Genomic DNA, 12,517 nt, shown 5'->3' with positions numbered 1-12,517 from the left:
GCAGCGCTTCTCTGCCGCAAGCGTGATTCGCCCCCAGCTTCATGAGCCCACCCTCGAACGCTCACCCAGGAAGACTCGACATGATTCCTAAGTGATAGCGTACGACTGTGCGAGGCGAAATCGGGAGCCATGAGATCGAGATCGCAGCCGACGTGCGGCGTGGGGTCGCCCGGCTGACCCGTCGGCTGCGGGCCGAGCGCGCGGCCGGCGCGCTGAGCGTGAACAAGATCATGGTTCTCGGGCATCTGTACCGGGAGGGCCCGTCCACCCCGGGCGAGGTCGCCGCCGCGGAAGGTCAGCAGCCGCAGTCGCTGACCAGGGTGTTCGCCGACCTCGAGCGGGACGGGCTGCTGACCCGGCGCCGCTCCGAGCAGGACAGGCGGGAGTCGGTGCTGGAGATCACTCCCGCTGGGCGGGAGGAGATGGAGCGGGACATGGCCGAGCGCGACGCCTGGCTCGCGGCCACCGTGGCCGGTCTCACCGAGGCGGAGGCCGACCTGCTGGGGGTCGCCGGCCGGCTCCTGAGCCGCATCGCCTCCGCGCCATCGCCATCCGCCGCCGGACGTGATGCTGCGCTGACCCCGGGCCCGGCCGCGCAGCCTTCGTGACCGAAGCGCGAGCACGTCGCGCCGTCGATGTTGTCACTGCCCTTTCCGGCCGGACGATCGGCCAACAAGATCGTTCATCTCCCGGCGGCAGGGCCGATCGCGGTGGACTGCGACGTCCTGACCGACGGCGACGCGGAACGAAAGATCGTCGTTCTCACTGCCGCTCCGGGCACCGAGGACGAGACCAGGTTCCAGCTCGCCGTCGGATCGGGCGTCCACCACCCCGCTCGCGACTGAGCGCAACCATCTCCGAGGTGGCCGCAGCCTGGCCAGCACAGCCGCCGCGGCGGGCGGCGGCTGTGCTGGCATCAACCAGGTCAGGCGATGCGGCGCTCGAGGGCGACGTCCAGCAGTTCCTCGGTGAGGACGAGCTTGACCCGCGGCCGGCCCGTCGGCTCACCGGAGGAGCGCTCGGCGGCGTCGATCAGCCGCCAGCCGGCCTCGGTGACCAGGTGCGGCTGGCGACCGCGCAGCCAGGTCTCGATCCCGGCGATCGGGTCGGTGGCGGCGGTGCGGTCGTGGCGGCGGACGGAGCCGTCGGCGATGTCGGCGAGCAGCCGCCCGACCGTCTCCGACGCGCACTTCTTGTTGGTGCCGATGATCCCCGTCGGCCCGCGCTTGATCCAGCCGGCGACGTACTCGCGCTCCACGCCGTCCACCCGCCCGTTGACGTTCGGGATCACGCCGCGGCGGTCGTCGAAGGGCAGGCCCGGGATCGACCGGCCCTTGTAGCCGACCGCGCGCAGGACCAGGCTGGTCGCGACGGTCTCGCGCTCGCCGGTGTCGACGGCGCTGACCCAGCCGTCCTCGTCGGTCTTCAGCGCGTTGAGGCCGAAGACGATCTCCTCGACGCGGCCGTCGCCGCGGATCTCCAGCGGGGTGCGCTGGAACCGCAGGGCGACCCGGCGCGCGCCGGCCGGCAGCGGGTTGTGCGCGTAGTCGCGCATCACGGTCAGGTTGCGCTTGACCAGCCGGGACAGCGCCTCCTCACCGGGCTGCTCGGCGACCTCGGCCGGGTCGATGTCGACGCCGGACTCGGTGTACTCGGGCAGCTCCTTGAGCTCGGCGGTGGTGAAGGCCGCCTGCGCCGCGCCCCGGCGCCCCACGACCATGACCTCCTTGAGCCCGCAGTGGCGCAGCGCCTCGAGCGCGTGGTCGGCGATGTCGGTACGGGCGAGGCGCTCATGCGGCGAGCACAGGATGCGGGCGACGTCGAGTGCGACGTTGCCGGCTCCGATGACCACACCGCGCTCACCGCTGAGGTCGAACTTCAGGTGCGCGTAGTCGGGGTGCCCGTTGTACCAGCCGACGAAGTCGACCGCGGACTCGCTGCCCGGCAGGTCCTCACCGGGAATTCCGAGCCGCCGGTCGGTCTGCGCGCCCACCGCGTAGAGGACGGCGTCATAGCGCTCGGTCAGCTCCTCGCGGGTGACGGCCTTGCCGATGTCCACATTGCCGAAGAACCGGAAGTTCTCGTGCGCGGCGATCGCCGCGTACACACTGGACACCGCCTTGATCTTCGGGTGGTCCGGCGCGACTCCGGAGCGCACCAGGCCCCAGGGCGTCGCCAGCCGCTCGTACATGTCCACCCGCACCGGCACGTCGTTCTGCTCCAGCAACGACGCCGCCGCGTAGAACCCGGACGGGCCGGATCCGACGACTGCGACAGCCAACGGTACGGCCGCGTTTCCCTGGGTCATGCAGTCCACTCCATTCAACCGATATCCCGCCGCACGGCCATCCGCGCCGGCGGGGCCGGGGTTTCGCCGCGCGATCGGTGCCGCCCGGGGGTCCTCCCAGCGGCGACGTCGCGAGGCGTCGGGAGTGCGGTCGGGCCTGGCGTCCTCGCCCTGAGCTCCGTCACCGCACCTACCGGCCACCCTCCACGCAACGTAGAGAAGGCGGGTTCGCCGTGCAACAACTTCGATACGGCAATGGCGTCACCGACGATGGGTCCGCCTCTCCCAGCAACCAGAACGCCATTCCCGTTGCCGGAATTCCGAAATGCCCAGATCATTGGTTCGGCGTGACCGAGATCTCCGCGCCCCTGGCGCGTCACCGCGCCACCTGTCGCCGGGACACGGCGTCCGCGCGCCACGCGGGTGTCAGCTGCGGGCCGCGCCCAGCGCCATCGCGCGCAGCATCGCGGCCATCTGGAGCCGGTCCAGGTCGTGCGCGCTGTGCGGGGTCGAGTTGATCAGGCCGAACAGCGCGTGCGCGCGGGCCCGGGCCGTCGGCGCGTCCAGCTCGGGCCGGGCGTCGCGCAGGACCTCGACCCACTGCTCGGCGTAGGCGCGCTGCAGCCTGCGGACCTCACGGGCGGCCTCGCCCGGCAGGCTCCACAGATCACGGTCGTGGATGACGATCAGCTCGGGGTGGTCGAGGGCGAAGTCGACATGCCCGCGGACCAGCCGGTCCAGGGTGTCGGCCCCGCTGCCGCCGGCCGCCCGGGCGGCGTGCGCGCCGTCGAGCAGATGCCGGCTGATACCGACCAGAAGCTCCACCAGCATCGCGTCCTTGCTGGGGAAGTGCCGGTAGATGCCCGGGCCGCTGATGCCGACGGCCGCACCGATCTGCTCGATCCCGACCCCGCGGAAGCCGCGCTCGGCGAACAGGTGCGCGGCCGCGGACAACAGTTCCTCACGGCGACCCGAACGCGCGCCGGGCCGTCGGGCCCCGGCGGACGTGCTCCCGGACGACGCGGCAACACCGGCTGAAGCAGCGCCACGAGAGGCAGCACCACTGGACGAGCTCGTGCCCCCACGTGGCGCGGCGCCCCTGGGCCTCGTGCTCCTGACAGGTGGACCCTCGCCCGGCGCAGATGGGGCTGTTTCTGCTGACACCGGAACAGTCCTCCTCGACCCGCAGGCTATCAGCCCGCACCCGGCCACGGGCACCCCGAACGCCACCGCGGGACGAGCAAGGGGCAGGCATGGATACCGGCGCCGGTGCGGGCGTGGGCCGGGCCACCCGTCCACACCCAGGCCCACACCCGCACCGGCGCCGTATGCCCTACACGCCGCGGAAGCGGTTGATTGCCGTCAGGTGACGAGCCCGGGTCTGCTCGTCACGAACACCCAGCCCCTCCTGGGGCGCCAGACACAACACCCCGACCTTCCCCTGATGCGCGTTGCGATGCACATCGAACGCCGCCTGCCCCGTCTCCTCCAACGCATACACCCTCGACAACGTCGGATGGATCAACCCCCGCGCCACCAACCGGTTCGCCTCCCACGCCTCCCGATAGTTCGCGAAATGCGACCCCACGATCCTCTTCAGACTCATCCACAGATACCGGTTGTCGTACTCGTGCATGAACCCACTCGTCGACGCACACGTCACGACCGTCCCACCCTTACGCGCCACGAACACCGACGCCCCGAACGTCTCCCGCCCCGGATGCTCGAACACGATGTCCGGATCCTCCCCACCCGTCAGCTCCCGGATCCGCGCCCCCAACCGCTTCCACTCCCGCGGATCCTGCGTCACCTCATCCGACCAGAACCGATACCCCTCCGCCGCCCGGTCGATCACCAGCTCCGCCCCCATCGACCGGCAGATCTCCGCCTTCGCCGGCGACGACACCACACACACCGGAATCGCCCCACCCCGCAACGCCATCTGCGTCGCATACGACCCCAGCCCACCCGACGCGCCCCAGATCAGGACGACGTCGCCCTGCTTCATCCCGGCCCCGTTCCGCGACACCAACTGCCGATACGCCGTCGAGTTCACCAGACCGGGGGACGCCGCCTCCTCCCAGCTGAGGTGGTTCGGCTTCGGCATCAGCTGGTTCGCCTTCACGAGGGCGAGCTCCGCGAGACCACCGAAGTTCGTCTCGAACCCCCAGATCCGCTGCTCCGGATCCAGCATCGTGTCGTTGTGACCCTCGGGCCGCTCCAACTCCACCGACAGACAGTGCGCCACCACCTCGTCACCGGGGTGCCAGGCATGCACCCCCGGTCCGGTCCGCAACACCACACCCGCCAGATCCGACCCCACCACGTGATACGGCAGATCATGCCGCCGCGCCAACGGCGACGTCCGCCCATACCGCTCCAGGAAACCGAACGTCGACAACGGCTCAAAAATCGACGTCCACACCGTGTTGTAGTTCACCGACGACGCCATCACCGCCACCAACGCCTCACCCGGCCCCAACTCCGGCGTCGCCACCTCATCCACATGCAACGACTCCCGCGGATCCTTGTCCCGCGACACCCGCCCCTCGAACAACCCCACCTCGTCCTTCCGCACCACCACACCCCGATACGACTCCGGGACTGGTAGGGACGCGAACAGGGCGCGGCGATCCTCCGTGTGCGGAACAGCTGACTGGACAGCGTCAACAATGTGCTTCATATGAGGTGGTCGCTCCCGTCCGTCAGACGCCGAGATGGCGCGCGATCAGCATCTTCTGCACCTCGCTGGTGCCTTCACCGATCTCGAGGATCTTCGAGTCCCGCCAGTGCCGGGCCACCGGGTACTCGTTCATGAACCCGTAGCCGCCGTGGATCTGGGTCGCCTCACGGGCGTTGGTCACCGCGGCCTCGGAGGAGAACAGCTTCGCCATCGCCGCCTCCTTCTTGAAGGGCAGCCCGGCAAGCATTCTCCAGGCGGCCTCGTAGTACGCCGTCCGGGCGACGAACGTCCGGGTCTCCATCTCGGCGAGCTTGAAGGCGATGGCCTGGTTGCGCGCGATCGGGGCGCCGAACGCCTCACGTTCCTTCGCGTATTTCACGCTTTCGTCGACGCAGGCCTGCGCGAGCCCCACCGAAAGCGCCGAGATGGCGATGCGCCCCTCGTCCAGAATGGACAGGAAGTTCGCGTAGCCGCGCCCGGGCTCGCCGAGCAGGTTCGCCTCCGGCACCCGCACGTCCTGGAACGACAGCGGCCGCGTGTCGGACGCATGCCAGCCGACCTTCGAATAGGGCGCGCCGGCGCTGAAGCCCGAGGTCGGGACCGGGACGATGATCGAGGAGATCTGCGGGCGGCCGTTCACCGGCTCCCCGGTCACCGCGGTCACCGTCACGACCCGGGTGATGTCCGTCCCGGAGTTGGTGATGAAGGCCTTCGAGCCGTTGATCACCCATTCCCCGCCCTCGAGCCGGGCCGTGGTGCGGGTGCCACCCGCGTCACTGCCGGCGCCCGGCTCGGTCAGCCCGAACGCACCCAGCGCCCGGCCGCTGGCCAGCACCGGCAGCCATTCCTCCCGCTGCGCCTCGGTGCCGAACCGGTAGATCGGCATCGCGCCCAGGCCCACCCCGGCCTCCAGCGTGATCGCCACCGAGGAGTCGGCCCGGGCCAGCTCCTCGATCGCCAGGCACAGCGCGAAGTAGTCGGCACCCTGGCCGCCGTAGGACTCGGGGAACGGCAGCCCGAACAGCCCCATCTCCCCCATCTGCGCGATGATCTCGTACGGGAAGGTCTTCGCCTCGTCATGGATGGCGGCGGCCGGGGCCACCACCTCACGGGCGAACTCCTCCACCGTCTTGCGCAGGCTTTCGTGTTCCTCGCTCAGTCGACCCTCGACCATGGCCCGTCCCTGTCTGCTGCGTTGTGGAAAGTTCTGGCTGGCGGTGTGGCGAGTCCCGGCTAGGGCTGGTCGGCGCGCGGCCGCGGTGCCTCGTCCGTGACCTGCGGCCCGGCGGCCCGCGGCTCGCTCGCCGGCTCGACGGCGGCGGGCTCGACGACGGCGAGCAGCGCGTCGAGCGCGACCGAGTCGCCGACCCGCACCAGCACGTCCTTGACCAGGCCGGCGAGCGGCGCGACCACCGTGTGTTCCATCTTCATCGCCTCGACGACCACCAGCGGGGCACCGGGTTCGACGGTGTCCCCGGCCCGCGCCCGCACGTCGACGACGATGCCCGGCATCGGGCTGCGGGCCTCGCCGCCCTGCTCGCCCGCGGCGCTGTCGCCGCCCCGCTCGGCGTGGCGCTCCGCCAGTGACCAGGCGAAGCCGTCGGCACCTACCCAGAGGGCACCGGGGGTCACGGCGATCTGCCAGCGCCTGGTCAGCCCGTCCAGGGTGACCAGGGCCTGCCCCGACCGCACCGCCGCGGCGGGGGCCTGTGCCACCTGGGTGACCGGCCCGGCCGGGGCCGCCTGCGCGGCCGGAAGCCAGGTGAGCTCGGCGGTACGCGGCTCGGCCTCGTCGACGCGCACCCGCAGGCCGCCGTCGGCGGTGCGCAGCACACCGACCTCGCGCACCGGCGCTGCGGCGCCACCCGCACCCGCGCCTGCCACCGACCAGCGGGCCCACGCCGGCTCGCCCAGCCGCCAGCCGGACGGGACGTCCCACGGGTCGACGACCGCCCCGGTGGGGATCAGGGTGTGCGCGCTGACCAGCGCGAACACCGCCAGCGCCTCGTCCGCTGTCGGAGCGCCGACGACCGCGCCCCCCACCGCCCCGGGGTCGGGCTCCGGCGCGGGGGCGGTCAGCGCCTCGAGGTGGCGTTCGACCAGGCCGGTGTCAAGCCGGCCGGCGAGGGTGTCGGGATGTCCGATCAGCCGCCGCAGGAAGCCGATGTTGCTGGTCACTCCCAGCAGCGTCGTGTCGGCGAGCGCCGCGTCGAGCCGGGCGAGCGCGCCGGCGCGGTCCGGGGCCCAGGCGATGACCTTGGCCAGCATCGGGTCGTAGGTCGCGGCGACGGGCGAGCCCGCCATCAGGCCGGAGTCGACCCGCACTCCCGCACCGGCCGGTTCCCGCAGCACCAGGACGTCGCCGCCGGTCGGCAGGAAGCCCCGGGCGGGGTCCTCGGCGTAGACCCGGGCCTCGACCGCGTGGCCGCCCAGCCGGACCTCGTCCTGGGTGAGGGTCAGCCGCTCCCCGGCGGCGACCCGCAGCTGCTCGGCGACCAGGTCGACGCCCGTCACCAGCTCGGTGACCGGGTGCTCGACCTGCAGCCGGGTGTTCATCTCCATGAAGAAGAACTCGTCGGGCCGCTCGGTGCCCACGACGAACTCCACCGTGCCGGCACCGACGTACCCGACGGCGGCGGCGACGTCCACCGCCGCGCCCCCGATGCGGGCCCGGGTGGCGGCGTCGAGCAGCACCGACGGCGCCTCCTCGACGATCTTCTGGTGGCGGCGCTGCAGGCTGCACTCGCGCTCACCGAGGTGGATGACGTTGCCGTGGGTGTCGGCGAGGATCTGCACCTCGATGTGCCGGGGGATGTCGACGAACCGTTCGACGAACAGCGTGTCGTCACCGAAGGAGGCCGCGGCCTCGCGCCGGGCGGAGCGCAGCGCCTCGGGCAGGTCCGCGGGGTCGCGGACCAGGCGCATGCCCTTGCCGCCGCCGCCCGCGGCCGGTTTCACCAGCACCGGGTAGCCGATCTCGGCCGACGCCGCGACCAGGTCGTCGTCCGTCATGCCCGGTTCGATCCGGCCGGGGACGACGGGAACACCCGCCGCGGCGACGGTGCGCTTGGCGGCGATCTTGTTCCCCATCAGGTCGACGACCTCGGGAGACGGGCCCACGAAGACCACACCGGCGGCGGCGCAGGCCTGCGCGAAGGCCGGGTTCTCGGCGAGGAAGCCGTAGCCGGGGTGGATCGCCTGCGCGCCGGTGGCGGCCGCGGCGGCGAGCACCTTCTCGATGTTCAGGTAGGAGTCGAGCGCCCGGGCCGGGCCCAGGCGCACCGCCACGTCCGCCTCGGCGACGTGGCGGGCGTTCGCGTCGGCGTCGGAGTACACCGCCACCGACCGGATACCGAGCTCGCGCAGGGTCCGGAACACCCGGACGGCGATCTCACCGCGGTTGGCGACAAGCACCGTGTGGAACATCGTCCTCACATCCGGAAGATGCCGTAGCCGACGGGGTCCAGCGGCGCGTTCGCCGCGGCCGACAGCGCGAGACCCAGCACCGTGCGGGTGTCCGCCGGGTCGATCACGCCGTCGTCCCAGAGCCTGGCGGTGGCGTAGTAGGGGTTGCCCTGGTGCTCGTACTGCTCGCGGATCGGCGCCTCGAACGCCGCCTGCTCGTCGGCGGTCCAGCTGCCGCCCCGGGCCTCGATGCCGTCCCGGCGGACGGTGGAGAGCACCGCCGCGGCCTGGTCGCCGCCCATCACCGAGATCCGCGCGTTGGGCCACGTCCACATGAACCGCGGCGAGTACGCCCGGCCGCACATCGAGTAGTTGCCGGCGCCGAACGATCCGCCGATCACGACGGTGAACTTCGGCACCCGGGCGCAGGCGACGGCGGTGACCATCTTCGCGCCGTGCTTGGCGATACCGCCGGCCTCGTAGTCGCGGCCGACCATGAACCCGGTGATGTTCTGCAGGAACAGCAGCGGGATCTGGCGCCGGTCGCACAGCTCGATGAAGTGGGCGCCCTTGAGCGCCGACTCGCCGAACAGCACCCCGTTGTTGGCGATGATGCCGACCGGGTGCCCGTGCAGGCGGGCGACCCCGGTGACCAGGGTCGAGCCGTACTCCTTCTTGAACTCGGCGAACCTGCTGCCGTCCACCAGCCGGGCGATCACCTCGCGGACGTCGTAGGGCGTGCGCGGATCCGCCGGCACCACCGAGTACAGCTCGGACGTCGGGTGGAGCGGCTCCTCGGTCGGCACGACGTCCCACGGCCGGGGCGCGCGCGGCGCGAGCTGGCCGACGATGCGCCGCACGATCGTCAGCGCGTCGGTGTCGTCCGCGGCGAGGTGGTCGGTGACTCCGGAGCGCCGCGAGTGCAGCAGGCCGCCGCCCAGCTCCTCGGCGCTGACGACCTCGCCGGTGGCCGCCTTCACCAGCGGCGGGCCACCCAGGAAGATCGTCCCCTGGTTGCGGACGATCACCGCCTCGTCGCTCATCGCCGGGACGTAGGCTCCGCCCGCGGTGCACGAGCCGAGTACGGCCGCGATCTGGGCGATGCCGCGGGCCGACATCGTCGCCTGGTTGAAGAAGATCCGGCCGAAGTGCTCCCGGTCCGGGAAGACCTCGTCCTGGCGCGGCAGGAACGCGCCACCGGAGTCCACCAGGTAGACGCAGGGCAGCCGGTTGTGCAGCGCCACCTCCTGGGCGCGCAGGTGCTTCTTCACCGTGATCGGGTAGTAGGTGCCGCCCTTGACGGTGGCGTCGTTGACGACGACGACGCACTCCCGCCCGGACACCCGGCCGACCCCGGTGATCATCCCGGCGCCCGGGGCCTCGTCGTCGTACAGGCCGGCGGCCGCCAGCGGCGAGAGCTCCAGGAACGGGCTGCCCCGGTCGAGCAGGGTGTCCAGCCGGTCGCGGGGCAGCAGCTTGCCGCGTTCGACATGCCTGCGCCGCGCGGTCTCGGGCCCGCCGAGCGCGGTCCGGGCCAGCGTGGCGCGCAGTTCGTCCACGAGCTGCGCGAACGCGGCGGCGTTGCGGCGCGCGGGATCGTCCTTGACATCGACCAGACTCCGCAGGGGCTCGCCGGGCGCTGTCCGCTCCCAGGAGGCCGGGCGGTCGATGTTAGCGTCGACTAACATGCGACGCAGGCTAGCGGGTCCGGGCCCGCCGTGTCGAGGCGAAGCCCCGCGCCCCCCACAGGCTCCGGGACGAACCCCACGCCAGGCCCCCTGACGTCCCCGGGGACCAGGGCGGACCCGGCCGTTTCCGCGCAGCACGACGTCCCGTGCCACAGCACCGGACGACGGCGGTCGAGGCCGGGGCGGCACGGGACGGCGGTATGGACTGGCAGCGCACAGGAACGTGCCGTTGGTGATTCGTCAGCAGCGAGTCACCAACGAGTGGCATGTCGCCGATGGCGACCCGGCACTGGCGACGTGTCGGCAGTGCCGGGCTCGGAGAAGGGCTCGGCGGCTACAGGCGAGGCCCCACCACGACGCTGGGAACACTCGTGCTCGCGCCGTTGCGCAGGACGTTGTGGACCACCCGGACAAGCTCGTCGACGGGCAGGAAGTTCTCCGTGATGTATCCGCGGCTCTGCCAGATCGGATGCACCTCGCCGACGAGACCGAGGTCCCACCCGGAAGTGAACCCGGTCATGGAGTCGCCCTCACCACCGGTGCAGTTGCCGACCACAACCCGGGTGAAACCGACCTTCGGATGCTCGACCTGCCACGCCTCGACCAGTTTGTCCAGCGCGGCCTTGCTGACGGCATAGGCGCCCAGGCCCGGCCACGGGTCGGTGACCGACGCACTGACCGTCGAAAGGTAGGCGGCCGTGCCACCGCTCTCGGTGAGGTAAGGAATCGCCGCCGCGGTGATCAGTGATGCACCGATCACGTTCGTGGCAAAAGTGCTGTGCCAGGTTTCGGCGTCTATGTCAGCCAGCCGGATGAGCGGCCCGACGCCAGGCGAGTAGACCAGGGCGTCGATACCGCCGAGGCCATTCACCGCCTCGTCGATCGCCCGCTTACAGGAGTCCGCACTGGTTACGTCGCACTCGATCGCGAGGGTGCCCTCCCCGGCCTCCTTCGCCGCATCGACGAGCCGGTCGCGCCGCCGGGCGAGTAACGCGGTCGGGGCTCCCTCCCGCGCCAGGCCGATCCCGATACAGCGACCCAGCCCGCTGGACGCCCCAACAACTACTGTCCGCATCGCTCCACTCCCCTGCAAACGGTATTCTCCGTATAAAAGAGGTGCCTTATCAGGAGCGACGCTACAACACGAAGCGGTCCGCGTGTCGGGTTATCCCGCCCGGACCGCGACACGCCGCATCAGCTCTACGGCGAATCCACCAACCGATGTGTCCTGGTAGCCGCATTGCCACGGATGGTGCGGTGATACACCGGCCCATCGGGTGACCGCCACGCCCACCTGTCGACACGCTCCGGCCCGCCCGGGGCGTGTCGACCCGCACGGCCGGCCGCGGAGCAGCCGCGGCCCATGACCGGACCGGCCGCCACGCGTAAACGACCGCGGCCAGCCCCACCTGGCCGTGGGACGGTGGGGGGCACCTTTAGCGGAGAGCGCTTCGACACGCACCTACCAGATCCAGGGAAGAGACCAGAAAATCCACGGCGCCGATAGTATAGTCGGCTGTACTTACCCTAACCGAACGCCACCGATATAACCAGGCTCCGCCGATAGTCAGCATCACCGGCAGCACCAGCCCCAACAACAGTCCGACACCACCGACCTGCACATGCGGGCCCCGCCCGCGGCACTCAATGTGGCCGGTCCCGCACGCTGAGGAGAAGGCATTGTCGACGGCCGCGCCGACCGACCGCGAGAAGCCGAACGGGCCACGTTCGCGCAAAGGAGCGGCGACGCGGGCACGCCTCCTCGATGCGGCGAAGACCGTGTTCGAGAAGGACGGGTTCCTGGAGGCGAGAATCTCGGACATCGCCGAGCAGGCCGGCCTGTCGCACGGCTCCTTCTACCACTACTTCGATTCCAAGGAGCAGATCTTCCGCGAGATCGCCAAGGAGATGACCGACCTCCTGAACGCTCCGCTCAGCACGGCAATCTTCATCCCCTCCTCAACCGCGCCACCCCGGGAACGCATTCGGGCCGGGATCCGGCGGTATCTGGAGAGCTATCGGGCGGAAGCCCGCATCATCGGTGTGATCGAGCAGGTGTCCCGTTACGACGCCGAGCTCAACAGTGAGCGCTTCCATCACCAGCAGCGTGACCGGGACCGGGTCGTCGGCTCCATCCGCCAGCTGCAGGCGCTCGGGCTGGCCGCCCCGGACATCGATCCCGCCATCGCCGCGCACTCGCTCGGCGCGATGGTCTCCCGCTTCGCCGAGATGTGGCTGGTGCAGGGCCTCGTCGAAAGCGACCTGGAGCTTGCGGCCGAGCAGTTGGCCCGCCTGTTCGGCAACGCGCTGCAGCTGCGTGACCGGCCCCGGCCCCAGGACGCGCCGGACGATGACGACCCCGACGGTCCGCGCCCGTTCCTGCGCCCCCGTCCCCATCAGGGCTAGCCCGAAACGGGCGGCCCGGCCGCGGCCCGCGCCGGGCCTTGCATGGCC

10 protein-coding genes are annotated in these 12,517 nt (G+C 71.2%); 3 read left to right on the top strand and 7 right to left on the bottom strand.

From position 1 onward, the window contains the following. Positions 1-107 precede the first annotated feature (107 nt). A complete protein-coding gene (locus tag ACG83_RS32250; protein ID WP_235498325.1) occupies positions 108-608 on the top strand; it encodes a MarR family winged helix-turn-helix transcriptional regulator in 501 nt (166 codons plus the stop codon). Positions 609-635: 27 nt separating this feature from the next. Beyond that, the gene (locus tag ACG83_RS32245; RefSeq protein ID WP_054570052.1) at positions 636-845 is read left to right on the top strand and encodes a hypothetical protein; all 210 of its coding nucleotides are present in this window, start codon (positions 636-638) and stop codon (positions 843-845) included. Positions 846-925: 80 nt separating this feature from the next. Here the strand turns inward: ACG83_RS32245 and ACG83_RS32240 are convergent, their stop codons facing one another. The 7 genes from ACG83_RS32240 to ACG83_RS32210 form a co-directional block, all read right to left on the bottom strand. Further along, complete coding sequence (locus ACG83_RS32240; RefSeq protein WP_054570051.1) at positions 926-2,308, bottom strand: FAD-dependent oxidoreductase; 1,383 nt, start codon at positions 2,306-2,308, stop codon at positions 926-928. A 405-nt stretch (positions 2,309-2,713) separates the two neighbouring features. After that, positions 2,714-3,241 carry a TetR/AcrR family transcriptional regulator gene (locus tag ACG83_RS32235; RefSeq protein ID WP_054570050.1) on the bottom strand — a complete coding sequence of 176 codons (528 nt, stop codon included), beginning with the start codon at positions 3,239-3,241 and terminating at the stop codon, positions 2,714-2,716. A gap of 379 nt (positions 3,242-3,620) precedes the next feature. Continuing rightward, positions 3,621-4,970: a crotonyl-CoA carboxylase/reductase gene (ccrA, locus tag ACG83_RS32230; RefSeq protein WP_054570049.1), complete on the bottom strand. Its 1,350-nt coding sequence runs from the start codon at positions 4,968-4,970 to the stop codon at positions 3,621-3,623. Positions 4,971-4,992: 22 nt separating this feature from the next. Next, positions 4,993-6,144 carry an acyl-CoA dehydrogenase family protein gene (locus tag ACG83_RS32225; protein ID WP_054570048.1) on the bottom strand — a complete coding sequence of 384 codons (1,152 nt, stop codon included), beginning with the start codon at positions 6,142-6,144 and terminating at the stop codon, positions 4,993-4,995. Positions 6,145-6,203: 59 nt separating this feature from the next. Beyond that, entirely contained in the window at positions 6,204-8,396 is a 2,193-nt protein-coding gene (locus ACG83_RS32220; protein ID WP_054570047.1) for a biotin carboxylase N-terminal domain-containing protein, read from the bottom strand. A gap of 5 nt (positions 8,397-8,401) precedes the next feature. Then, entirely contained in the window at positions 8,402-10,063 is a 1,662-nt protein-coding gene (locus ACG83_RS32215) for a carboxyl transferase domain-containing protein (RefSeq protein ID WP_235498324.1), read from the bottom strand. Between the two features lie 334 nt (positions 10,064-10,397). Then, complete coding sequence (locus tag ACG83_RS32210) at positions 10,398-11,138, bottom strand: SDR family oxidoreductase (RefSeq protein WP_054570046.1); 741 nt, start codon at positions 11,136-11,138, stop codon at positions 10,398-10,400. Positions 11,139-11,743: 605 nt separating this feature from the next. Between ACG83_RS32210 and ACG83_RS32205 the strand changes: the two genes are divergently transcribed. After that, entirely contained in the window at positions 11,744-12,469 is a 726-nt protein-coding gene (locus tag ACG83_RS32205; RefSeq protein WP_054570045.1) for a TetR/AcrR family transcriptional regulator, read from the top strand. Positions 12,470-12,517 lie beyond the last annotated feature (48 nt).

Origin of the sequence: Frankia sp. R43 (assembly GCF_001306465.1) — a bacterium.
Lineage (GTDB): Bacteria > Actinomycetota > Actinomycetes > Frankiales > Frankiaceae > Parafrankia > Parafrankia irregularis.
Note: the sequence above shows the minus strand (reverse complement) of the source record. Positions and strands in the feature narration are given on the sequence as shown.